This window comes from Kitasatospora sp. NPDC101183 (assembly GCF_044767945.1).
GTDB lineage: Bacteria > Actinomycetota > Actinomycetes > Streptomycetales > Streptomycetaceae > Kitasatospora.
In genome coordinates this window covers 45,450-66,052 of sequence record NZ_JBIWOW010000012.1, presented here as the reverse complement: position 1 = coordinate 66,052, position 20,603 = coordinate 45,450, and the positions used below count along the sequence as shown (strand labels likewise).

At 70.5% G+C, this 20,603-nt stretch carries 23 protein-coding genes, 4 tRNA genes and 1 pseudogene; 15 read left to right on the top strand and 13 right to left on the bottom strand.

The window, feature by feature from the left end; genetic code table 11:
* The first annotated feature begins 414 nt into the window (after positions 1-414).
* Genes ACIRRS_RS18310 through ACIRRS_RS18300 form a run of 3 tightly spaced genes read left to right on the top strand, consistent with a single transcriptional unit; the run spans position 415 to position 3,333 of the window.
* The gene (locus ACIRRS_RS18310; protein ID WP_402971765.1) at positions 415-1,605 is read left to right on the top strand and encodes a cupin domain-containing protein; all 1,191 of its coding nucleotides are present in this window, start codon (positions 415-417) and stop codon (positions 1,603-1,605) included.
* Positions 1,602-2,501 (top strand): aldo/keto reductase, encoded by a 900-nt coding sequence (locus tag ACIRRS_RS18305; RefSeq protein WP_402971763.1) that lies wholly within the window; start codon positions 1,602-1,604, stop codon positions 2,499-2,501. Before ACIRRS_RS18310 ends, ACIRRS_RS18305 begins: the two co-directional genes overlap by 4 nt.
* Positions 2,482-3,333: a hypothetical protein gene (locus ACIRRS_RS18300; protein WP_402971761.1), complete on the top strand. Its 852-nt coding sequence runs from the start codon at positions 2,482-2,484 to the stop codon at positions 3,331-3,333. Before ACIRRS_RS18305 ends, ACIRRS_RS18300 begins: the two co-directional genes overlap by 20 nt.
* Before the next feature lie 265 nt (positions 3,334-3,598).
* Here ACIRRS_RS18300 and ACIRRS_RS18295 read toward each other — a convergent pair whose 3' ends face one another.
* Positions 3,599-4,111 carry a DUF6879 family protein gene (locus ACIRRS_RS18295; RefSeq protein ID WP_402971759.1) on the bottom strand — a complete coding sequence of 171 codons (513 nt, stop codon included), beginning with the start codon at positions 4,109-4,111 and terminating at the stop codon, positions 3,599-3,601.
* A gap of 221 nt (positions 4,112-4,332) precedes the next feature.
* The gene (locus ACIRRS_RS18290; RefSeq protein WP_402971757.1) at positions 4,333-5,517 is read right to left on the bottom strand and encodes a cytochrome P450; all 1,185 of its coding nucleotides are present in this window, start codon (positions 5,515-5,517) and stop codon (positions 4,333-4,335) included.
* A 123-nt stretch (positions 5,518-5,640) separates the two neighbouring features.
* On the opposite strand from ACIRRS_RS18290, the gene ACIRRS_RS18285 reads away from it, so the two are divergent.
* Positions 5,641-6,333, top strand: a complete 693-nt coding sequence (locus ACIRRS_RS18285) for a TetR/AcrR family transcriptional regulator (protein WP_402971755.1) — start codon at positions 5,641-5,643, stop codon at positions 6,331-6,333.
* On the opposite strand, the gene ACIRRS_RS18280 is transcribed toward ACIRRS_RS18285, so the two are convergent.
* The 3 genes from ACIRRS_RS18280 to ACIRRS_RS18270 are packed head-to-tail and all read right to left on the bottom strand — an operon-like array spanning position 6,330 to position 8,104.
* Positions 6,330-7,142 (bottom strand): transporter substrate-binding domain-containing protein, encoded by an 813-nt coding sequence (locus tag ACIRRS_RS18280; RefSeq protein ID WP_402971753.1) that lies wholly within the window; start codon positions 7,140-7,142, stop codon positions 6,330-6,332. The genes ACIRRS_RS18285 and ACIRRS_RS18280 overlap by 4 nt on opposite strands.
* Positions 7,143-7,201: 59 nt before the next feature.
* Positions 7,202-7,717, bottom strand: a complete 516-nt coding sequence (locus ACIRRS_RS18275) for a hypothetical protein (protein ID WP_402971751.1) — start codon at positions 7,715-7,717, stop codon at positions 7,202-7,204.
* Between the two features lie 27 nt (positions 7,718-7,744).
* Positions 7,745-8,104: a hypothetical protein gene (locus ACIRRS_RS18270; RefSeq protein WP_402971749.1), complete on the bottom strand. Its 360-nt coding sequence runs from the start codon at positions 8,102-8,104 to the stop codon at positions 7,745-7,747.
* 183 nt (positions 8,105-8,287) lie between these two features.
* On the opposite strand from ACIRRS_RS18270, the gene ACIRRS_RS18265 reads away from it, so the two are divergent.
* The 5 genes from ACIRRS_RS18265 (at position 8,288) to ACIRRS_RS18245 (ending at position 9,573) form a co-directional block, all read left to right on the top strand.
* Positions 8,288-8,917, top strand: coding sequence for a hypothetical protein (locus ACIRRS_RS18265; RefSeq protein ID WP_402971747.1), 630 nt, complete (start codon positions 8,288-8,290; stop codon positions 8,915-8,917).
* A gap of 278 nt (positions 8,918-9,195) precedes the next feature.
* Positions 9,196-9,268: transfer RNA gene (locus tag ACIRRS_RS18260), tRNA-Gln, on the top strand.
* An 11-nt stretch (positions 9,269-9,279) separates the two neighbouring features.
* Positions 9,280-9,364: transfer RNA gene (locus tag ACIRRS_RS18255), tRNA-Ser, on the top strand.
* Positions 9,365-9,394: 30 nt separating this feature from the next.
* Positions 9,395-9,486 (top strand) — tRNA-Ser (locus ACIRRS_RS18250).
* Positions 9,487-9,490: 4 nt separating this feature from the next.
* Positions 9,491-9,573: transfer RNA gene (locus ACIRRS_RS18245), tRNA-Tyr, on the top strand.
* 176 nt (positions 9,574-9,749) lie between these two features.
* Here the strand turns inward: ACIRRS_RS18245 and ACIRRS_RS18240 are convergent.
* The 6 genes and pseudogenes from ACIRRS_RS18240 to ACIRRS_RS18215 all read right to left on the bottom strand — a co-directional run bounded on the left by ACIRRS_RS18240 (position 9,750) and on the right by ACIRRS_RS18215 (position 12,762).
* Positions 9,750-10,361: an RICIN domain-containing protein gene (locus ACIRRS_RS18240; RefSeq protein ID WP_402971745.1), complete on the bottom strand. Its 612-nt coding sequence runs from the start codon at positions 10,359-10,361 to the stop codon at positions 9,750-9,752.
* A gap of 37 nt (positions 10,362-10,398) precedes the next feature.
* Positions 10,399-11,082, bottom strand: a complete 684-nt coding sequence (locus tag ACIRRS_RS18235; RefSeq protein WP_402971743.1) for a hypothetical protein — start codon at positions 11,080-11,082, stop codon at positions 10,399-10,401.
* A gap of 264 nt (positions 11,083-11,346) precedes the next feature.
* Positions 11,347-11,430 (bottom strand): annotated as a pseudogene (locus ACIRRS_RS18230) (IS21-like element ISAau2 family helper ATPase IstB); the annotation flags it as partial.
* A gap of 15 nt (positions 11,431-11,445) precedes the next feature.
* Positions 11,446-11,646 carry a DUF397 domain-containing protein gene (locus tag ACIRRS_RS18225; RefSeq protein ID WP_402971741.1) on the bottom strand — a complete coding sequence of 67 codons (201 nt, stop codon included), beginning with the start codon at positions 11,644-11,646 and terminating at the stop codon, positions 11,446-11,448.
* Between the two features lie 86 nt (positions 11,647-11,732).
* A complete protein-coding gene (locus ACIRRS_RS18220; protein ID WP_402971739.1) occupies positions 11,733-11,936 on the bottom strand; it encodes a DUF397 domain-containing protein in 204 nt (67 codons plus the stop codon).
* A complete protein-coding gene (locus ACIRRS_RS18215) occupies positions 11,899-12,762 on the bottom strand; it encodes a Scr1 family TA system antitoxin-like transcriptional regulator (RefSeq protein WP_402971737.1) in 864 nt (287 codons plus the stop codon). The genes ACIRRS_RS18220 and ACIRRS_RS18215 overlap by 38 nt, the downstream gene beginning before the upstream one ends.
* 108 nt (positions 12,763-12,870) lie before the next feature.
* On the opposite strand from ACIRRS_RS18215, the gene ACIRRS_RS18210 reads away from it, so the two are divergent.
* From ACIRRS_RS18210 to ACIRRS_RS18195, 4 genes are read left to right on the top strand one after another with little or no spacing between them, the layout of a single operon-like run.
* Positions 12,871-13,116 (top strand): hypothetical protein, encoded by a 246-nt coding sequence (locus tag ACIRRS_RS18210; RefSeq protein ID WP_402971735.1) that lies wholly within the window; start codon positions 12,871-12,873, stop codon positions 13,114-13,116.
* Complete coding sequence (locus ACIRRS_RS18205) at positions 13,113-13,313, top strand: hypothetical protein (RefSeq protein ID WP_402971733.1); 201 nt, start codon at positions 13,113-13,115, stop codon at positions 13,311-13,313. The genes ACIRRS_RS18210 and ACIRRS_RS18205 overlap by 4 nt, the downstream gene beginning before the upstream one ends.
* On the top strand, positions 13,310-13,513 hold the full coding sequence (locus ACIRRS_RS18200; protein WP_402971731.1) for a hypothetical protein: 204 nt from the start codon (positions 13,310-13,312) through the stop codon (positions 13,511-13,513). The genes ACIRRS_RS18205 and ACIRRS_RS18200 overlap by 4 nt, the downstream gene beginning before the upstream one ends.
* The gene (locus ACIRRS_RS18195) at positions 13,510-13,719 is read left to right on the top strand and encodes a hypothetical protein (RefSeq protein WP_402971730.1); all 210 of its coding nucleotides are present in this window, start codon (positions 13,510-13,512) and stop codon (positions 13,717-13,719) included. The genes ACIRRS_RS18200 and ACIRRS_RS18195 overlap by 4 nt, the downstream gene beginning before the upstream one ends.
* Before the next feature lie 508 nt (positions 13,720-14,227).
* Here ACIRRS_RS18195 and ACIRRS_RS18190 read toward each other — a convergent pair.
* The gene (locus ACIRRS_RS18190; protein WP_402971728.1) at positions 14,228-15,028 is read right to left on the bottom strand and encodes a phosphoribosyl-dephospho-CoA transferase MdcG domain-containing protein; all 801 of its coding nucleotides are present in this window, start codon (positions 15,026-15,028) and stop codon (positions 14,228-14,230) included.
* A 184-nt stretch (positions 15,029-15,212) separates the two neighbouring features.
* Here ACIRRS_RS18190 and ACIRRS_RS18185 point away from each other — a divergent pair, with 184 nt between their 5' ends.
* Positions 15,213-15,416 carry a hypothetical protein gene (locus ACIRRS_RS18185; RefSeq protein ID WP_402971726.1) on the top strand — a complete coding sequence of 68 codons (204 nt, stop codon included), beginning with the start codon at positions 15,213-15,215 and terminating at the stop codon, positions 15,414-15,416.
* Between the two features lie 3 nt (positions 15,417-15,419).
* Here the strand turns inward: ACIRRS_RS18185 and ACIRRS_RS18180 are convergent, their stop codons facing one another.
* Positions 15,420-18,713, bottom strand: a complete 3,294-nt coding sequence (locus ACIRRS_RS18180) for a S41 family peptidase (RefSeq protein WP_402971724.1) — start codon at positions 18,711-18,713, stop codon at positions 15,420-15,422.
* A 117-nt stretch (positions 18,714-18,830) separates the two neighbouring features.
* Here ACIRRS_RS18180 and ACIRRS_RS18175 point away from each other — a divergent pair, with 117 nt between their 5' ends.
* Positions 18,831-20,555, top strand: coding sequence for a chitinase (locus ACIRRS_RS18175; protein ID WP_402971722.1), 1,725 nt, complete (start codon positions 18,831-18,833; stop codon positions 20,553-20,555).
* Positions 20,556-20,603: the final 48 nt, after the last annotated feature.

The window sequence follows — 20,603 nt, the reverse complement described above, 5'->3', positions numbered from 1 at the left end:
GCTCCCGCCTTCTGCTGCGCCATCTTGTCCGCCCTGACAACGCGCCAGGTCGCATCCCGGTATGCGTCTTGGATGCGACATCGATGCGCCAATTCTGCTCTGGTGACCGCTCGGTGGAGGCGGTTCCGTAGACATCTGCCGGACCGAGACGGTCCGGCGGTGAGTGCTGGACGGACGTCCTGTCCGTCCCAGGCCAGTACCTCGCCACCCAAGCCCTCCCACCGGAGTTCCGGTGGGAGCGTCCAAACAGAAGGGAAGGATCATGGACCACAACAGCACCTCAGAGGGTCCGGCCGCTGAGAGCGGCCTCCTCGTTGCGGCGCGGAGGATCGCCGCTGCGCGGGCTCGTACCGAGCAGCCGTCCGATGTCAGCGGCGGCCGTTCCGACGGCAACGACTGATCCGGCCGCCCACGATGCGTGATGCTGCTTCGTGGGCGGCGCGTCTGGGCGGGGACTCGTTCCTCGCCCAGACGTTCAACCGCTCCTACGCCGTCATCCCCGGACAGGCCACCGATGTCGCCGGCCTGCTCTCCTGGGACGACCTCAACACCATCCTCAGCACGCAGCGGCTGGAGCCCCCGCGGCTGCGACTGTCGCTGGACGGCGAGATGGTGCCGCCGCACAGGTACGCGCTGCCGGTGACCACCCGCCGCTCGATGACGTGGCACCGCGTCCAGCCGGCCGAGCTCCATGCCCGCTTGGCGGAAGGCGCTTCGCTCGTTCTGGACTCCATCGACGAGATTCACCCAGCTGTCGGGGTGGCGGCCGAGGAACTGGAGCGCTTCCTCGGAACGCCGGTTCAGGTCAACGCCTACGCCTCGTGGACCGCGAAGGAAGGCTTCGGCATCCACTGGGACGATCACGACGTGGTGGTCGTGCAGATCCACGGAGCCAAGCGCTGGCAGCTCTACGGCCCCACCCGTGAAGCTCCGACGTTCCGAGACGTCGAAAGCCCGGACGCCCCCGAGGGCGAACCGATCGCAGACATCGTGCTGAAGACCGGCGACGTGCTCTACCTGCCGCGCGGCTGGTGGCATGCGGTTTCGGCCGACCAGGGGTCGGAATCGCTGCACCTCACCTTCGGCCTGGTTGCCAACACCGGAGCCGATCTCCTGACCTGGGTGGTCGACCAACTGCGGTCCCGTACCGCCCTGCGCCTGGACGTGCCGCGGTTCGCCTCGCCGCAGGAGCAGGCCACCTATGTGGAGAACCTGCGAGGCGAGGTGCTGTCGGAGCTGACCGAACCCGACCTGGTCAGCAGGTGGGCCGAGTCGATGGGCACGACGCACCACGGTCGTGCGGTCACGTCGTTGCCGTACATCGCGGGCCTCCCACCCAGGGCCGAGGTGGCAGTGCGCCTGACCACGCCCCGGGCGAAGCTGACGGAGAACGAGCCCAAGGGCATCGTGACCCTGGCGGCGGCGGGGACGGAGTGGGACTTCGCCGGCCAGGCCACCCCACTGCTCCGGATGCTGCTCACCGGGGAGTCGGCCACGCTGGGGGTACTGGCCGATGTCGCCGGCTTGGAGGTCAAGGACGCGGCCGCCCTGGTGTCGGTACTGGTCGAGGGCCAAGCGGCTGCCGTCACCAGGACTGTACTGTGACGGCCGTGTTGGGCCTGGGGACGTACCGGGTGCGCGTCGTTGCTCAAGCGGCGCGCACCGCCCTCAGGGCGGGCGCTGTCTGGGTCGATACCGCCCCGAACTACGCAGATGGCTTCGCTCACCAGCAACTGGCCCAGGTGGTAGGGGATTTCGCAGGCGCTGGCATCTCCACGAAGACCGGTTTCCATACGGCGGCTCAGGGGCGAGCCGCCGTTGCCGCCGGCGTCCTGACCGCCGACGAGGCGACGTGTGGCCACAGCCTCGCGCCGACCTTCGTCCGGTGGCAGACGGAGCGCACGCTGCGGGAGCTGGGCCGAGCGGACCTGATGTTCGTCCACAATCCCGAGCAGGTCAGCCGAGACCACGCCCAAGTGCACTCCGAACTACGGGAAGCCTTCGCGGTTCTGGAGGAGTTCGCCCAGGCCGGCCGGATCGGCGGGTACGGCGTAGCCACGTGGTCGGGCCTGGCCTCGGGTGCGTTCACGGTGCCCGGTCTGCTCGGCCTCGCCCGGGAGGCGGCCGGCTCGGTCTCGCACCACTTCAGGGGCCTCCAGTTGCCGGTCAGCCTGGTCATGGCCGACGCCATCGATGGGGCACTCGGTGGGGGCGGGCCTCTCGTCCAGGCACAAGACGCCGGTGTCGTCACCTTCGCCTCCGCGCCGTTGCACGGCGGCGAGTTGCCCGGCTTGATGACTCCCGAACTGGTCGAGCTGATTCGTCCTGGCCTGTCGGCCCCGGCGGCTGCGCTCCTGGCGGCTGCGTCGTGTCCTGGCTTGGATGTGGTCCTCGTGTCGGCCAGCACTCCGGAACACTGGGACGATGCGGCCCAAGCCGTGTCGGTCCCCCTCGCACCTGATCGCTTGAGGAGCGTCCTTGATGAACTCGCCGCCGGATGAGGTGACCAGGACCCGCATCGAGGCCGCTCACCGCACCGCAGCCCTGCGCCTGGGGCTGGTCTGTACCGGCCCCGCAGCCTGGGGTTTCCAGGGCCGAACGATGGGGCGACGAGCTGGAGACCTGTGGCTGCGGGTGAACCTCACGACCAGGGCCAACGCGCAGCGTAGGCCGGGCGAGGGTACTGTCGGCGCGTCCACCCTGGTTCCGGAGGACGTCCCCCGACCGCGGCTGCACGACCTGCTCGACTGGCGGGAGGACGAGCACGTCTACCAGGCCGAGGTCACCGACTACGTGCCCCACCCGGTCATCTCGCCGGATCGGGCCGACCTCGCCCACGACCCCGACTTACCGGATGAATGGTGGAGCCACCTACGCCAGGCACTGAGTCGGCTCGGCCAGGCACAAGGCGTCCGAACCACTATCCGGCCCGAGTGGATCGAGCGGGCGTTCCCACAGTTCCTCGGCATTCCCGCGCCGGAGAAGGTCGAGAGAGCTACCGGTCATGCCGACCTGCACTGGGGCAACCTGACGGCGCCGCTCACCTTGCTCGACTGGGAGCGCTGGGGACTGGTGCCCGTCGGCTACGACCCCGGTCTGCTCCATGCCAACAGTCTGCTCGTCCCCAGGGTGGCCAGCCGGCTCCGGTCGGAGTTCGCGGAGGTGCTGGGGAGTCCCGCCGGCCGGATCGGAGAGCTGGTCGCCCTGGCTGAGATGCTGCAGGCCGTCGCCCGAGGCTGGTACCGCGAGCTGGCCCCCCTGCTGGCCGATCGCGCAGCCGAGCTGACCGGCGTTCGGCCGCCCACCAGCGCGAACCCTGTACTCACCGGGTGACCGTACCTACATGATGCGGCCCCCGAAAACTCGGGGGTCCGCGTCAGCGACGTCGATACGACCCTTGCACCCGTTCTCGTCGTCCGAGAGGAGCAGAGCACGGACAAGGTGGATGCCGTTGCGAGGGTGAGCCTCGCGGAGATCCCCGAGTGCGTGCCGTACGGGCTGTTCGAACCGGTGCGGGAGTACGTGGACCACGCTCGGCAGCTGATCAAGCCAGACACCCCTGGCTGCCCGTCTCGACGGGCAGCCAGGGCCCGTGCAGTCATTGGCTCAGGTACTCCTCGAAGGGCACCGATTCGGCGATGGCGATGCGCTGGTACTCGATGAACCGGCCGACGTCGCCGTCGAAGACGGTGCGGTCGATCTGGGTGCCGTCGGGGAGATAGTTCATGAGCACCACCTCGCGCTTGTCGAACATCCAGAAGTCGGGCACGCCGGCGAGGGGGTTGGGCCGGTCGGTGACGTCCATGATCCGGATGTCCTCGCCTGCCCAGGCGTGCGGCAGGTAGTACATGAACTCGTAGCGCAGGTACTCGGAGAGCGGGCGCGTGACGACGTGCACGCGCCCCTTGCTCTTGCCCTCGCGGCGGACGCGCTTGAGGTCGTCGGTGTAGTCGTTGGAGTGGGTGTGCGGGTCGATCCGCACACCTGCCCGGAAGGCTCGCAACTCCTCGATCTCCTGCGGCACGTTGTAGGCGGGGAGGGTTTCGAGGCGCCACGCCTCCGAAGTGAACTCCCGGAATCTGGCCTGCCAGGCCTCGCCGTCCACGCGCACGGGCTGCCTCCCACATCACGCTCTCGGGGATCTCGACGAGCTCATCGCCACGCGGCGGCGTGAAGGCGTCGGAAAGGTCCGCGCGGCCCGTCGGGCCGCCGATGACGACGCTAGAGAGCTGCCCGATGCCCTGTCTATGACAGCAGGGTGTATTCCTGCGTTGGACTAAGGATCATGGTCGAGGCCGCACAGCACGCCCCGGCGGCGTATGGGGAGACGGGTCACCCCAGGTGCACCGGCAGGTCCGCGAGTCCCCGCAGCAGTGTGCTCGTCCGCCAGGTCAGCAGTGACGGGTCCGTGGCGAAGTCGATGTCCGTGTGACGTTCGAGGAGTCGGCGCAGCGCGATGGTGGTTTCCGCGCGGGCGAGTGGGGCGCCGAGGCAGTGGTGGAGTCCGTGGCCGAAGGCCAGGTGGGTCGGGCCCTGGCGGCGGATGTCGAAGCGGTCGGGCGCGGGGAAGGGGTGCGGGTCGCGGGACGCGGCGGCGAGGGAGACCAGGACGGCGTCGCCCGTCGCGATCGGGGTTCCGGCGAGGTCCAGTGGTTCGGCCGCGAATCGGAAGGTGGAGGCGTGGACCGGGGTGTTGTACCGCAGTGATTCCTCCACGGCGTGGGCGACGAGTGCGGGATCGGCGCGCAGCAGGGCGAGTTGGGCCGGATGGGCGAGCAGGCTGTGCACGGTGGCGGAGATCAGGTTGACGGTCGTCTCGTGGCCGGCGACGAGGAGCAGGAACACCATCCCGAGGAGTTCCTCGGGAGTGAGGCTCCCCGCCTCGGCCGTCGCCAGGTCGGCGAGCAGGGTGCCGTCCGGACTCTGGGCCTTCCTGCCGAGCAGGTCGGTGATGTAGGCGGCCAGTTCCGCCGAGGCCGCTGCTGCCGCCTCCGGCGAGGACGGCAGGACCAGTTCGTTCGACCAGGTGTGGAACGGGGCCCGGTCCGTCTCCGGTACGCCCAGGAGTGCGCAGATCACCGAGACGGGCAGCGGGAGCGCGTACCGGTGCACCAGGTCGACGGTTTCCCGTTCCGGCAGCGTGGCGAGCAGATCGTCGGCGATGGCTTCGATCTGTGTGTACAGGGAGGTGATGCGGGCGGGAGAGAAGTGGCCCGCGACCAGTTGGCGTAGGCGGGTGTGCTGCGGCGGGTCGCTCTGGAGCATGTTGCGGCCGACGGCGTGGCCGCCGTCCGTGTGCCAGGACGAGGAGTGCGTGATGTCGTTGCGCAACCGGGGGTCGGTGAGGGCCTGTCGTGCCGCGTCCCGGGTCACGACGAGCCAGCAGTCTCCGCTCTCCGGTACGTGGACGCGGTGGACGGGGCCCTTCGCGCGCAGTTGCTCGTAGAGGGGGAAGGGGTCGGCCGCCAGGTCGTGCCCCTCGGGGGCCAGTTCCTGCAAGGTGGGCGCCTGCTTCACGGGGGTCTCCGGTCGTCTGGGGCGGCAAGAAGTGGGGAGCAGTCCCCACTTTCCGTCGAGACGATAGCATTCGGAACGGGGAGTGCTCCCCGCTTTCGGTCGAGAGGTACGACGGAGGACGAGATGACCACCGGCGAACAGGGCACGCCGCCCCCGTCGCGGCGCGATGCGCGGCGCAACCGGGAACTGCTCGTCGAAGCGGCCCGCGAGGTGTTCGGCGAGCAGGGGCTCGAAGCGCCGCTCGACGTCATCGCCCGGAGGGCCGGCGTCGGGAACGCGACGCTCTACCGCCACTTCCCCAACCGTGCCGCCATCGTCGACGCGGTGTTCCGCGATCCGCTGGCCGACACGATGGCGATCGGCGAACGGGCCCGTACGGCTCCGGACGCCTGGGCGGCGTTGACGGGCTACCTGGACGCGGTCTTCACCGTCCTGGCCGCCGATCGCGGCACCAACGACCTGATGACCACGCGCATCCAGGGCGTCGAGTCCCTGGACTCCGTCCACGCGCACAACCGCCGCACGCTGGAGTCGCTGCTGGAACGCGGGCAGGCGGAGGGCAGCCTCCGCTCCGACGTCACCGTGGAGGACGTCCTGTTCACGCTGGCCGCTCTCGGCCGTACGGTCCCGGCGCTGACGGAGGCGGCGTCGGCCGAAGCCTGGCGCCGCCCCCTCGCCCTCCTCCTCGACGGCCTGCGCGCCGCGCCGGCCGTTTCGTCGCTGCCCGAACCCGCCCTCACCACCATCCAACTCCAGGCCGTGCTGGGCGAGTTGGGCGCACAGCGCAGTGCCGGCCAGCGGGCGGGCAAGCCCTAGCCGGGGAGGTGCTTGCAGGACATGGCGTCGATGTCGGAGCGTTGGGGGCGGTAGAGGTCGGGGTTGCCCGCGACCTTGAGGGAGGCGTCGAAGGCCTCGGTCCAGGCGGGGCTGGAGATGTAGTCCTTGAGGAAGTCGCGGATGCGGATGCAGTCGTCGAGGCGTTCCTTCTTGATGCCGATGCCGTAGGCATTGGGGACGCCGATGGTGACTTCGGGGACGACGACCATCTCGGGGTTCTCCTTCTGCAGCCCATAGAGGATCAGCTGGTCGGTGGAGAGGGCGGCGGCCCGGCCGGCTCGGAGCTCGGTGAGGCAGGCCTGGGCGTCGGTGAGGTGCTGGACGAGGTATCCCTTGACGGGGGCCTGGAGGTCCAGTTCCTCCTCCGAGGTGGTGCCGCTCCAGGTGCAGACGGTCTTGCGGGCGAGGTCGTCGAGGCTGTGGAGCCAGGCCGGATCGCCGGCGCGGACCAGGAAGCCCTGGTACGTCATCGCGTACGGGCCCGCGAAGTAGACCTTGTTCGTCCGGTCGGTCGTGATCGAGTAGGTGGCGATCACCAGGTCCTCGGCGCCGGTGGTCAGCACCGACTCGCGCTGTTTGGACACCACGTCGCTGAAGTGGGCGCCGGAGCCGGATTTGCCGAGGGTCTTGACCAGTTGCTCGCCGACGCTCACGTCGAATCCGGACCATCCGTGGGTGGCCGTCTCCGTGCTGGTCCCGGGCTGGTTGTTCTTCGTGCCGATCCGGACGGCGTCCTGCTTGAAGATCGACGTGTCGCTGCCGCTGTCGCACCCGGGGAGCAGCAGCATCGCGAACAGGGTGCCGGCGAGGCCGGCTCTACTAGCGCCCCGCAACGGGACTCCTTTGCTCAGAGAGTGCCGACGGACTCGTCGGTGAGGGTCGCGTTGGCGACGGTCACGTTCATCTCGCAGCCGGGGTCAACGGTGAGCGTCACGGTGAACGGCCCGGGCATGCCGCTGGGGAGCAGGACGGGCGTCGGCTGGTTGTGGGAGACCGTCCTCGCGGCTCCCGTCCCGGAGGCGAGGGCGACGGTGGCGGTCGCGTGCTGCTGGCAGACCGGATCGTGGGCCCGGGTGCCCATCAGGCTCAGGGAGAGGAGGAGGAACCTGCGGGACTCGGTGGTGTCGAACCTGAGGGTGAGGGTCTCGTGGTTCTTCGTGGGGCGGGGGCCCGCCCACTGCTCTTTCCCGGTCAGTTGGACGTCACCGTGGTGGGCCTGCTGGTACGCGTAGTACGAGATTGCACCGCCGGCCAGAAGTGCCAGCAGGAGAACGATCCATATCCACTTGGGAGGGCTGAAGAAGTTGTTGATGACCTTCCCGAGATTGTCACCGCCGAATGCGGTGCCCTTCCCGAGGTGCAAGGTAGGCCCCACCGGACACCCGCCCGACTATGCGAAGTTGTTGGTGATGTTCCCGTGGTTGTCGCCGCCGAACGCGACTCCCTTTTCGACGTGGATGGTCGTCGTCCGCCTGGACAGTTCCAGGTGGAACCGGTCGAGGTCCGCGCGGAGCGTCCCGTCCTGGTCCTCCGCCAGGGCCGTCAGGATCAGGTTCCGCACCTCCTGCTGGGCCTGCTCCGGCTGGGCCTCCTGCGGGAGTTCGGCGTTCCCGCGCTCGCGCCAGCGCTGCATCAGCCGCCGGATCTGGGAGGCGGAGCTCTCGGCGGCGCCCCTGCCCACTTCGGTGGCGGCACCGGTGGCGATCCAGGTGAACACCGGAACCAACTCGTTCAGGATCTGGCTGTCCATCAGATCCCTTTCTGATCAAGGTGGTTGATAGTCACGGTCTTCTTACCACAGGCCGTCTGGGGGTGGAAGTCGCATTTGCGGGAGATGCCGGTGGGGGGAGGGCCTTTGTGGGAAGGCGGCCGGACGGGAGGAAGGGCCGGGCCGGGGGATTCCTGGCGCGCCGGCCCTGGTAGACAGTGACCGGTGGGTATCCAGGAGCGTGAACGCAAGATGTACCGGCCGCTGCGGCGGGCCGGCCTTGAGGTGATTCCGGACGCCGTGCCGGACGGCACGATGCCGATCGTCTTCGGATACCGTCGCGAGGACATTGTCGGTGGCTTCTCCCACCGGTACGAAACGCCACGGCTCGTCGAGCGTCTCAACGAGGACTGGTACGACCTGGCGGTCTCCTCGGGCCTTTTCGACGACCGGCGGCGCGAGTTCCTCGTCCAGCTTCCTCGCGGCACCCACACGCACCGAGCCGTCCTGAGCGGGCAGGACCGACGCCGTGGGGAGGCCTGGACCCGGGTCCGGCTCCTGGACCGCTGGGACATCATGGGCCGGGGTGCGGCATCGGCGTTCCTCGGCGTACGTGCGGGCCACCCGGGCTTCGGCATGATGGCGCTCGACGGCAGCGTGTACGTCGGCTGCTCGACTGGCGAGGTCGGTGTCGACGTCGTCGCGGTGGCCCACCCGGGCCGCTCGGAGAACATCCTGCAGTACCTGGAGTGGTACGCGAGTTGGGACTATCCCCGCGCCGACAAGGAGTCGCAGAGGCGGGTCGCCGTCTGGCTCGCGGGCCGCGCCCGCGGCGCCCGCAGCAGTTCCGGCTGATTCGGTCTCACCCTGTCCGCCCACTGCCAGTGCGGGGCCGATCCGAAATGCGGTTGCCCGGTCCGGCCGGGGTGCCGCAGAGTAGGCGCACCAGCCCGGCACCGCCGCCACGGAGAGGAACGCACGACATGAGCAGCTACCAGTCGTATCAGCGTTCTTCGAGTTCTCAGCAGAGCCAGGGGTATCCCTTCCAGCGGTAGACCGGCACCGTCACGTGCCGAGCCGCCCGAAGGGAAAGAACCCTTCCGGGCGGCTTCCGCGTTTTCGCCGCCCCGTAGTGCCGGATGGTGCAACTGGCAGCACGCCCGACTCTGGATCGGGAAGTTCGAGGTTCGAATCCTCGTCCGGCAGCGCAGCAACCCGGAGGGTTGGCCGAGTGGTAAGGCAGCGGCTTGCTAAGCCGTAGTCGGGTGGAAGCCCGCGCGCGTTCGATCCGCGCACTCTCCGCGCAGTACAAGGCAGTTCAATGCAGTTCATGGAGGAGCCAGCCGACAGGTGGCGCCGGCCTCGGTCTCGAAAACCGTTGGGGTGCGCGAGCATCCGTGTGGGTTCGACCCCCACTTCCTCCGCCGAGGGCGAGCTGGGCATGGGAGAGCCCAAGGGTCTGTAACACCCCCGCTTCGGCTGTGCCGGTTCGACTCCGGCCTCGCCCACCACGTACTCGGCGCGGAGGACCTCGCCGAGCTGCGCGTCTGACGGGATGTCGTTCTCACCGGGCAGGTGCACTCCCACGTTCGTGTCGATCAGGCGCAGGACCCACGACCTTCTCGAACGGGAAGCGCACCTGCCGTCGTCTCGGCCCGCCTCCTCAGCCGCTACCCGCGGATTCGGGTCAGATCGCCGTGAAGGTGAGGGCCGTGGCGCGGTTCGCGTACTGGGCGACGTGCGAGCCGTTGCCGGCGAAGTCGCCCTGGATCGCCAGCCACAGCTTGCTGTGCTGGACCTGGAGCATCAGCTTGCCGGAGCCCGGGTCGTGGGAGATCCAGAACCTCTGGTTGTCGCCGATCTGGCCGTCGCAGTGGTCGACGGAGAACCAGTGTCCCTCCGCCATGTAGCTGTGCCAGAGAGTGATGCAGTTGTTGTCCGCCTTGGACCTGAAGATGTAGTCGGATTGCGCCGGGTTGTTGTCCGAACGGCAGGCCTCCCACTGCTGGGTGGGCGCTTCTGTCCACGGGCGCTGGTAGATCGCCTTGTTGTCGGAGGCCTGGTCGTACTCCAGCACCATGTTCGGTGTGGGCGTGTTCATCCGCAGGTAGTACCCGTCACATATCCACCCGTTCCAGTTCCACTCGGTCAGGCGCTGGGTGCCGGCGGTCGCGGGGCTCGCCGCCACGGCGGCCGTCACCAGGAGGATCGTGGTGGCGAGGGCGATCCTGAGGGCCGTCCCGGCCGGGCGCAGGAAGCGCCGGGCGGACCGGCGGATGCGGGGTGATGTGCCCGTCATGGTGTTCTCCTCTGTCCGTTCGCGCTTCATCGGATGATCAGCACCCCAACCGCGTCTGGGCGACGCGGCGCAGGGTGGCGGCGGGCTCCGGCACGGTGCAGACGACCGTGCCGATCTCGGGCGTCTCGAAGGTGGTGAACGTGCCGACGCCCTCCCTGAGCGCGTTGATCCACACGCCGGTGTTCGGGCCGGTCTCGGCGCACAGGTACTTCACCCAGGAGCCCTGCACCCTGCGGGTTCCGCGGTAGAGGCCGTAGTAGCCGGGCTTGTTGAAGTTCCAGGTGGAGGTGATCTGGGAGGTCGTCGTGCTCGACGTGGTGTTCTGGACGGAGAATCCGACCTTGGCCTGCACCTTGACGAAGAGCGGGGCGACGTTGACCGTGATCTCGGCGCTGCGGTTGACCGTGGTCGTGACCGAGTCGACCTGGGTCAGGGACTCGGTGCGCTGGCCGGTCGTCCCGTCGGCGACGTTCACCGCCAGGAAGTCGGTGACCACGGGGTCGACCTGGAAGGCGGTGACCTCGATCCAGACCGGATCGGTGGCCGGGTTGCAGGTGGTCGTCGGGGGCCTCCCGATCGGGGTGGCGTCGGCCGCTCCGGTGCCGAGTGTGCAGACCATCGTGAGGGCGCTGAGAACGAGGGCGGTGTGCCCGGTGGTGCGGCGGAGGAAACCGGTGCGGTTCAGTGGGAACTCCTCGGGCTCATGGTGGGGATCTGTCATATGCATGACAACTGCTGTGCCGGGCTTGTCTCCTACGCGTCCGGTCCTTGCCGGTGCGAGGAGAACGGGCAGCCGGGACAGGGACGCTGCTCCGGTGGTTCCCTGTGCTCGGAGCCACCGTGAGCCTGCCATCGGCGAACGGGGCCCCGGTATCCCAGGATTCTGGGGGGTGACCGGGATTCCGGACCTCTCGTCGACGGCCGGGCCGACCCGGAGTGCCGGCCGGTCGTCCACCGCTGCCTGCGGATTCGGCTCAGAACAGGTGGCGGGGAAGCGGGCGGCGCGGATGCGGCCCTCGCCTCCGTGACCGTCGCGGGCCGAGACCTCGTGCTGCAGGCAGGCGACGAGGTGGACGAGCCGAAGTCAGTGGAGGGGGTCGAACTCGCCTGTGCGGACGGCGGTGACGAAGGAGTGCCAGGCGTCGACGGAGAAGGTCAGGGCGGGGCCGTCGGGGTCTTTGGAGTCTCGGACGGTGCCGGGGTGGGCGTCGTCGACCTCGATGCAGTTGCCGCCATTGCTGCTGTACGTGCTCTTGCGCCACCTGGTGGAACTGGTGTCGTCCATGCTCAAGCCCCTTCCGAATTTTCGTTGGGAACTGAGGCCCCAACTGCCCAGTGGCAGTTGGGGCCTCAGGCTGCATGCAGGATGTGCTAGATGACGTCGAACTCGCCGGTGCGGACGGCAGTGACGAAGGATTGCCAGGCAGTGGAGGGGAAGATGAGGACTGGGCCGCCAGGGTTCTTGCTGTCTCGCACCGGCATGAGGCCGGGGAACCCGTCGGCAACCTCGATGCACTGTCCTTCTTGGGCGCTGTAGCTACTCTTGCGCCAAGCGGCCTGCGCCAGGTTGATCATGCTCAAAACCCCTCCCAACTCGCCGGATGAACTTTCGAGTTGCTGCTCGGGACAACGCCTCGACCTGCAATTGATCGTACTCGCCGACCCACTCGGCCAGGGGGTCCGGATCGCGTTGGAGGAAGCCCCTTCCTTGAATCTCGCCGTAGCCCACGTGCGCCCGGTTCGGCATGGTCAGCAGGGTGATGGGGTGGGCGAACGGACGGTCTTCTCCAAGGGAGAACGGGCTTACCTGGATGACGAACTGAGGTTGGTGGCTCAGTTCCTCCAGGTGCTTGAGCTGCTCCAGCATGACATCGCGCCCGCCGATCGCGCGATGCAGGCATCCCTCGTCTATCACCGCGTGAACCCGGGGTGCTGGGTGTCGGTGGAGATGCTGCTGCCGGTGCAGCAGCATCGTCAGGCGTTCCTCGGCCTGCTGCTGAGTTGCGCGCCCTCGGTGGACTCGCGCTTCCTGATAGGCCCTGGCATAGGCGGGAGTTTGGAAGAGGCTCGGAATGATGTTGATCTCGAACAATCGCAGGGCCACTGCGCTGGCCTCGCTGCGCAGGTAGTCGCTGAATCCCTCGAACAAGACACGGCGCCCAGCGTTCCGCCACTCCCGCTCGAAGCGCTCCGGTGTCTCAAAGGCCACGTCAAGTCTTCTAGAGAAACGCTCAGTCGGAGGCTTGCGACCAGTTTCGATGGCGGACACATGTACGGATGAGTAGCCCGTGAGTGTCGCCAGATGCTCCTGAGTCCAGCCTCGGGCTTCTCTGAGCTCGCGAACCTGCGCCCCAAACTTGGCAGCGGGCGAGGAATCCGGATCAAGTTCCTTGCGGTTCATGATCGTTAGTCCCGTTCCTTCCTTTGTGCAAGGTTGAAGGCGACGCCGACTATAAACCACAGTAAGCAGCCCTGGGTAGTCATCGAACTACGGAGCGGAGTTGCTGTCATGGTGCGCAAGAAGGCGACCGTTCAGACGCCCTATCTGCCTGAAGTTGGGGAGGTGGTCAAGGATGTGACGGCCGACGAAGAGGTCGTCTACATGGACACCCGGGGCGGGCTCGCCTACGTACGCCCTGTCGGCGGCGGGATCGAGCGGACGGTCGATCCCGCCGCTCTCCAGCCTTCGCCGGACGGGGTGAGACTGGCCTTCGTCCTCATCCCGGCGAAGTCGCGCCTCGGGGACGTCGAATGAACCGGCCTTCCGATGCGCTGATCGCCATCGGCATCATCGGGGTGCTGAGCGGGGGAGTGGCAGCACTTGCCTTCTGGGTACTCCCCGGGCCTGCGGATCTTCCCCTGTGCCTGATGGCGTTCGGGGCCGTCCTCAACTCCGGTGTCATCGTCTCCGAACCGATCCTCCTCCGGCGGTTCGACCGGAGCCACCGATGAACAGCCCTCCCCTCTGCCCCTGCGGCTCGGCGGTCGACTTCATAGGAGACGCCAACGAGGCCGGGAGGACCTGGAACTGCCCGACCTGCTCCCGCTGGGGCGTCGCCTGGTCGGCCTCCTACCTCGCGAAGCAGCCCATCGAGGAGCCCCTGGTCGTCCTGGGGCGTCGTTTCAACCGTCAGCCGGTGAGTGACGCGTGATGTGGCTCCTCACCTGGCTGGTCCTCCGGCTCGGCCCCGACCGCCGCCGGGCGATCGCCGACGAGCAGTACCTCCGCGAGGTCTGCCAGGAAGCCACCTGGGAGGCGTTTCGCGCCGAACTCGCCCACGAGGCGGACCGGATCGAACGCGCGCTGCGCCCTCCCCGCCGGCCCCGGCCGACGCGGCCGCCGAACCGAGCCGGGTAACTGATGGTGCGTTCGAACCATGTGCGTTGAGCTGGTAGTCTTTTCCTCGTCGCCAGGAGGAAATCTCCTGGTCAGGCGTCAGCGGTGCTACCAGAGCACGTCCTACTTTCAGTAGGAAGAGTCCGTGCAACCCGGGCCTGGCGCTCCACAGTCGAGCGAGGCCCGGCACCCCCACCAGGGTGCCGGGCCTCGCTCGCGTTGGGCGCCTGTCGGATCGGCCACGACCATCACGTGTACGCCCGAAGCCCCGACGGCAAGGGCTGATGTGGCGCCAGCGATGGCCGACTCCGGGCCTGCAGCGCCGCGTGGTGAGGCCCCAGGTCGCGGCCCTTGCTCTCGGCAACGGGCTTTGGCCGCAGAAGGCTGGCCCGGCACCCTCACCGGGGTGCCGGGCCTCGCTTGCGTTGGGCGCCAGCCCCGGGGTGGGCGCCCGCCGCCAGGCGGGTGGGGGGTGGACGGTGGGGAACGGCGGCGAAATAACTCCGCGCAGCCGATGCCGCGCGGGTGTTCACCCCTGCGGGAACCACGGGTCCCGCACCTCCCGCGCCCCCTCCGCCGTGAAGAGCGTGACCGTGCGCGGCCCCGCCGCGTACTCGGCGAGCTGTACGGCCCCGTGCCGCGTCTCCAGCTCCGCCTGCACGGGTACCGGCAACTTGCTGAGCGCCCGCCGGAGTTGGAGCGCGTCCCGCCGGCTGACCGGCTGCGGGGCGCGCAGGACGAGCCGTAGCGGGCTGAGCGGCCCGCTCACCGGGACGCCGGTGCCCAGCTCGTACGCGGCGGCGCCGATCGGCCCCCAGGGCAGGCGGTGGTCCGCGATGATGCGCCCGGCCTCTGGCAGGAGGGCCAGCGCGGGGATGCCGAGGACGCGGGACGGGGCCAGCCGGGCCCGTCGCGCCACGAGCTGCTCCGGCCGAATGGTCCGCGCCACCGCCGCCCAGGGCGCCAGCGCGTCGAGCCGCTGCCCCGGGCGCGGGCCGCGCACCGTCACCGGGAACCACAGCTCGGGCGCCGCCTCCGGGTCCCGGACGCAGCGCTGCGGGTGCGGCAGGTCGACCGGGCTGCCGACGGTGGCGGGCGCGCGCCCGACCGTCACCCACGGGTGCGCCCGCAGCACGGCCCGCGCCCAGTCGGGCAGCTCGCCGCCGCCGAGGGGCCGCAGGGAGCTGGGGCACTGCATCAGCAGCAGGTCGTGCGCCCCGGGCAGCCGCCCGTCCAGGGCGGCCATCGAGCCGACCCGGCGGCGCGGCCCGTCGTGGTGGTCCGGGGCGTGGTGGTCCTGGGTGGGGCTTCCAGCAGGGACGACGGTCACGGCGGGCTCCAGACAGACGACTCCAGTCCGACAGCTCCAATCTGCGCCCGCCGCACACCCGCGCACCACGGCCCTTGGGCGCTCCCACCAGGGACCAACGACCCAAGGTGCGCCCGTGTACGACCGGTGTGAGAGTGGGGGAGCACCCCGGTACTCCGGCATCCCGTCCTCAGAAGGAGGGGCCATGGGCATCTTCGACCGCTTCCGCCACAAGGCGCAGGAGACCGCCAATCCGTCCGAACGCGCCGCCCTCGCCCACGACGAGGCCGCCGACGCGTACAGCAACGACGTCGAGCGCAGCCGCGACACGGCGGAGAAGAGCGCGCAGGAGGAGGCGGACCGCCTCGCCGCCGAGAACATGACCTCCGAGGGCGACCCCTGGAGCTAGAACTCACCGGTCCCGCGGCGGCAGGGGAGGCCGCCGCAGGTCCGGCTTCGGCGTGTCCGCCGCCGGCGGTTCCGCGGCCGGGGTGTCCTCCAGCAGCTCCAGCGCCAGCTGCACCGCCGCGTGCAGCTCGGGGTGCCGCCCGCGCGCCCAGTCGCCGGGCCCGCGCAGCACGTGCACGTCCGGCTCGACGCCCCGGTTCTCCACCGACCATCCGAGCCCGCCCCCGAACCAGGAGGCGTTCTTCGGCACGGAGACCTGCGTGCCGTCCCCGAGGGTGTGCCGCCCGGTCATGCCGACGACCCCGCCCCAGGTCCGGGTCCCGATCACGGGCCCCAGCCCCAGCAGCTTGATCGCCGCGATGATCACGTCCCCGTCCGAGCTGGTGGCCTCGTCGGCGAGGGCGACGAGCGGTCCGCGCACCGCGTGCCGGGGCCATCGCACGGGCAGGCGGTCGCGGGAGAAGTCCCAGGCGAGGACGTGCCGGGTGAGCTTCTCCAGCACCAGCTCCGAGACGTTGCCCCCCGCGTTGCCCCGGACGTCCAGTACCAGGGCGGGCTTGTCGAGTTCGCGCCTCAAGTCCCGGTTGAACTGCGCCCATCCGGAGCCACCGAGGTCGGGGATGTGCAGGTATCCGCACCGGCCGTCGCTGAACTCCCGTACCAGCAGGCGCCGTTTGGCGACCCAGTCCTGGTAGCGGATGGGCCGCTCGTCGGTGAGCGGGGTGACGGTCACCCGCCGTACGGGGCCGTCCGGGCCGGTGCGCAGGGCGAGTTCGACGGTCGTGCCGCCCGTGCCGGCGAGCAGCGGGCCGGGGCCGAGGCGCCCGTCGACCGGGTGGCCGCCGATCTCGACGAGCTCGTCCCCGTCGTGGACGCCCTGGGTGGCGAGCGGGGCGCGGGCGCGCGGGTCGGAGGACTCGCCGGGCAGGACGCGGTCGACGAGCCAGCGGCCGTCGGGGACGCGGTGGGCGTTGGCGCCGAGCAGGCCGAGGGGGAGGCCGCCGGCGGTGGGGCCCTCGGCGCGGCGGGAGGGGGTGACGTAGGCGTGGGAGGTGCCGAGTTCGCCGAGGAGTTCGCGCAGCAGGTCGGCGAAGTCGTCCGGGGTGCAGACGCGCATCAGCAGGGGCTCGTACTGGGCGACGAGCGCGGGCCAGTCCAGGCCGGACATCCGCTCGTCCCAGAACTGGTCGCGGACGATGCGGGCGGCCTCGTGGTACGCCTGGCGCCACTCGGCGGCGGGGTGCACGGTGTGGACGATGCGGCGCAGGTCGACCGACGTCCCGGCGGAGGGCGCCCCGACGGGGACGATCCGCAGGGTGCCGGCGGAGTAGACGGCGACGGAGCCGCCGTCCCCGGAGACGGCGTAGCCGTCGAGCCGGTCGGCGAGGGTGGTGCGGGTGCCCCGGGCGAGGTCGAAGTGTTCGAGGGAGGGGCGGCCGGAGGTGTCCTCGGGGTTGGCGAAGGTCTGGCCGAGGGTGCCGGCGATGGGCCAGCGCAGCCAGACCAGGCCGCCGCGCACGGCGTCGGTGGCGGAGTACTTGGAGGCGATGACGGGGAAGGGGAGCAGCCGTTCGCCGATCTCCTCCGGGTCGACGCGGACGGTTCCGTCGCCGCCCTCCCCGCTGCCCTCGACGGAGGCGGAGGTGGCCGCGAACGGCGAGGGGGTGTCGGCGGCGAGCGGGACGAGGTACGGGCGGCAGCCGACGGGGAAGGAGAGGTCGCCGGTGTGGACGTCGTGGACGGGGTCGAAGCCGCGCCAGGACAGGAAGGCCAGGTAGCGCCCGTCCCGGGTGAACACGGGCTGCTCGTCCTCGAACCGGCCGTCGGTGACCTCGGTGATCGGCCCGCTCCCGTCCACCCTGGTCAGCCGGATGCGGCGCAGCGAGCGCCCGGCGACGGGCTGGGACCAGGCGAGCCAGTGCGAGTCGGGGGAGAAGCGGGCGCTGCCGACGGGCCCGTACTCGGAGGAGGCGACCTCCCGTACGGCGCCGTCCGCCGCCGCGACCAGCAGCAGCCGCCCGTCCGAGGCGACGGCGGCGAGGTGCGCGCCGTCGGGGGAGGCGGTGAGCTCCAGGACCCGGCCGAGCCGCCCGGCGGCGAGCACCCTGCGGTGGTGCGCGGGCGAGCCCTGCCCGGGCAGCGGGACGACCTCGATCGCGTCGGCGCCCTCCGCGTCGGTGACCCAGGCGGCCTCGCCGGTGTGCCCGAGGATCACGGGCAGCCGGGTGCGCACGCCGGGGGTGTCGGCCAGGGCACGGGCGGGCCCGTCCTGGTGGGTGAGCCAGTACTGGCTGCCGCGCACGGTGATGACCCCGGCCCGGCCGGTCTGGTCGCAGGCGAGGTCCTTGACCTGGGAGGCGGCGCCGACCCGGTACGGGCGGCGGCCGGCCCGCGCGCCGCCGAGGGGGACGTGCAGCCGGTGCGGGGCGGGGGCGTCGAGGCCGTCGAGCAGCCAGAGGTCCCCGGCGTGCTGGTAGACGACGCGGGCGCCGTCGGTGGAGGCGTGCCGGGCGTAGTACGAGGCGTGGTCGGTGTGGCGGCGCAGGTCGGTGCCGTCGGGGCGGCAGGAGTAGAGGTTGCCGATGCCCTCGTGGTCGGAGAGGAAGGCGATCCGGCCGGAGACGACCATGGGCGCGGCGAGGTGGCCGGGGAGGTCGGGCAGGACCCGCTCGCCGTCGACCCAGAGGCGGCCGGTGGCGCCGCCCCGGTAGCGCTTCCAGGCGGCGGGTTCGTGCGGGGCGGTGCCGGTGAGCAGGACGGTGTGGTCGCGGGCGAGTTGGGCGTCGCCGACCGGGCCCCAGGGCATCCGCCTGCCGGGGGAGCCGTCGGGCGGGAGGGAGTGCGCCCAGGTGTAGTGGGCGAAGGGCTCGTGGTAGGAGGTGACGGCCAGGACCTCGCCGTCGGGGAGCCAGCCGCGGACCCGGGTGTCCTGGCTGCCCCAGTGGCTGAGCCGGGCGGACTCGCCGCCCTCGACGGGGGCGGTCCACACCTCGGGGGCGGGGCCGAGCCAGCCCGTCCAGGCGAGGGTGGCGCCGTCGGGGGAGAAGCGGGGGTGGGCGACGCGGCTGCGGTCGCAGGTGACGCGCCAGGCGCGGCCGGTGGCGGCGCCTTCGAGGGGCGCGAGCCAGACGTCGTCCTCGGCGGTGAAGGCGAGCAGGTCGCCGTGCAGGTGGGGGTGGCGGAGGTAGCCGGGCTCGGTCACCCCTCCATCCTTCGACGGGGTGTCACCACCGGCAACCGGGGCGGGGCGCCGCAGGGGCCGTAACCGGTCTGGACCATTGACACCGTACTGCCGCATCCACTTCAGTGGTCTAGTCCAACTTGGGTGCCAGGCCGGGCCGTTCCCCCCACTGGCGCGGCTCCGGCGTGCCCTCGGACGTCCCCCACGACCGCGTCCACCCGCAGGAGCGCCCCCATGCGCAGAACCCCGCCGCCCTCCGGCCCGCCCACCGGCCGTCCGTCCAAGCACCGCCGCGCCGCGCTCGCCGCCGGCACCGCCTCCGCCGTCGCCGCGGCGACCCTCGTCGGCGTCACCCTGGGCCTGGCGCCCGCCGCCTCGGCCGGGGAGTTCCTGGTCAACGGCGGCTTCGAGTCCGGCTCGCTCGGCCCCTGGAGCTGCACCGGCAACGCCGGCAGCGTCGTCACCAGCCCGGTGCACAGCGGCGGCTACGCCCTGGCCGGCGCCGCCACCGCGGGCGACACCGCCCAGTGCAGCCAGACCGTCACCGTCGCGCCCAGCACCACGTACACGCTCAGCGCGTACGTCAACGGCAGCTACGTCTACCTCGGCGTCGACGGCGGCGGCCCCAGCACCTGGACGCCCGGCACCGGCGGGGCGTACCAGAAGCTCAGCGTCAGCTTCACCACCGGCGCCAACCAGACCAGCGCCACCGTCTACACCCACGGCTGGTACGGCCAGGGCACCTACTACGCGGACGACGTCTCCCTGGACGGCCCGGGCGCGCCCAGCCCGAGCAGCTCCCCGACGGCCACCGCCTCGCCCACCGCGACCGCCTCCCCGACGGCCAGCAGCTCCCCGACGGCGACGAGCAGCCCGACCGCGACCGCCACGCCCACGGGCACCCCCACCGGCACCCCCACGGGCACGCCCACCGGCACCCCCGGCGGCCACTCCCTGGTCGGCTACCTGCACGCCAGCTTCGCCAACGGCGCCGGCTACACCCGGATGGCCGACGTCCCCGACTCCTGGGACATCATCGACCTCTCCTTCGGCGAGCCCACCTCCGTCACCTCCGGCGACATCCGCTTCAACCGCTGCTCCGCCACCGAGTGCCCGACCGTCGAGTCCGACGCCGACTTCAAGGCGGCCATCGCCGCCAAGCGCGCCAAGGGCAAGAAGGTCCTGATCTCGATCGGCGGCCAGAACGGCCAGGTCCAGCTGACCACCACCGCCGCCCGCGACACCTTCGTCAGCTCCGTCTCGGCGATCATCGACAAGTGGGGCCTGGACGGCCTGGACATCGACTTCGAGGGCCACTCGCTCTCCCTCAACACCGGCGACACCGACTTCAAGAACCCGACCAGCCCGGTCATCGTCAACCTGATCTCGGCGCTCAAGACCCTCAAGGCCAAGTACGGCCCGGGCTTCGTGCTGACCATGGCGCCGGAGACCTTCTTCGTCCAACTCGGCTACCAGTACTACGGATCGGGCCCCTGGGGCGGCCAGGACCCGCGCGCCGGGGCGTACCTGCCGGTCATCTACGCGCTGCGCGACGACCTCACCCTGCTGCACGTCCAGGACTACAACTCCGGCTCCATCATGGGCCTGGACGGCCAGTACCACTCGATGGGCGGCGCCGACTTCCACGTCGCGATGACCGACCTGCTGCTCAACGGCTTCCCGGTGGCGGGCAACACCAACAACATGTTCCCGCCGCTGCCCGCCTCCAAGGTCGCCATCGGCATGCCGGCCACCACCAACGCGGGCAACGGCTACGTCGCCCCGGCCGAGGTGAACAAGGCGCTGGACTGCCTCACCAAGCTGGCCAACTGTGGGACGTACAGCCCGCGTTCGGGCGCGCAGCCGAACCTGCGCGGCCTGATGACCTGGTCGATCAACTGGGACCGGTTCGGCGGGCAGGAGTTCTCCAAGAACTTCAACTCCTACTTCGGCCGCTGACGGACACGGCCGGTGGCCCCACCTCCCGAGGGGGGGTGGGGCCACCGG

Bases quoted from the DNA above. Each gene is read 5' to 3' on its own strand.
- ACIRRS_RS18310 (WP_402971765.1), top strand. From the start codon at position 415: ATGCGTGATGCTGCTTCGTGGGCGGCGCGTCTGGGCGGGGACTCGTTC.
- ACIRRS_RS18300 (WP_402971761.1), top strand. From the start codon at position 2,482: ATGAACTCGCCGCCGGATGAGGTGACCAGGACCCGCATCGAGGCCGCT.
- ACIRRS_RS18285 (WP_402971755.1), top strand. From the start codon at position 5,641: ATGACCACCGGCGAACAGGGCACGCCGCCCCCGTCGCGGCGCGATGCG.
- ACIRRS_RS18280 (WP_402971753.1), bottom strand. From the start codon at position 7,142: ATGCTGCTGCTCCCCGGGTGCGACAGCGGCAGCGACACGTCGATCTTC.
- ACIRRS_RS18270 (WP_402971749.1), bottom strand. From the start codon at position 8,104: ATGGACAGCCAGATCCTGAACGAGTTGGTTCCGGTGTTCACCTGGATC.
- ACIRRS_RS18240 (WP_402971745.1), bottom strand. From the start codon at position 10,361: ATGACGGGCACATCACCCCGCATCCGCCGGTCCGCCCGGCGCTTCCTG.
- ACIRRS_RS18235 (WP_402971743.1), bottom strand. From the start codon at position 11,082: ATGACAGATCCCCACCATGAGCCCGAGGAGTTCCCACTGAACCGCACC.
- ACIRRS_RS18225 (WP_402971741.1), bottom strand. From the start codon at position 11,646: ATGGACGACACCAGTTCCACCAGGTGGCGCAAGAGCACGTACAGCAGC.
- ACIRRS_RS18220 (WP_402971739.1), bottom strand. From the start codon at position 11,936: ATGATCAACCTGGCGCAGGCCGCTTGGCGCAAGAGTAGCTACAGCGCC.
- ACIRRS_RS18215 (WP_402971737.1), bottom strand. From the start codon at position 12,762: ATGAACCGCAAGGAACTTGATCCGGATTCCTCGCCCGCTGCCAAGTTT.
- ACIRRS_RS18210 (WP_402971735.1), top strand. From the start codon at position 12,871: ATGGTGCGCAAGAAGGCGACCGTTCAGACGCCCTATCTGCCTGAAGTT.
- ACIRRS_RS18205 (WP_402971733.1), top strand. From the start codon at position 13,113: ATGAACCGGCCTTCCGATGCGCTGATCGCCATCGGCATCATCGGGGTG.
- ACIRRS_RS18200 (WP_402971731.1), top strand. From the start codon at position 13,310: ATGAACAGCCCTCCCCTCTGCCCCTGCGGCTCGGCGGTCGACTTCATA.
- ACIRRS_RS18185 (WP_402971726.1), top strand. From the start codon at position 15,213: ATGGGCATCTTCGACCGCTTCCGCCACAAGGCGCAGGAGACCGCCAAT.
- ACIRRS_RS18180 (WP_402971724.1), bottom strand. From the start codon at position 18,713: ATGCGGCAGTACGGTGTCAATGGTCCAGACCGGTTACGGCCCCTGCGG.
- ACIRRS_RS18175 (WP_402971722.1), top strand. From the start codon at position 18,831: ATGCGCAGAACCCCGCCGCCCTCCGGCCCGCCCACCGGCCGTCCGTCC.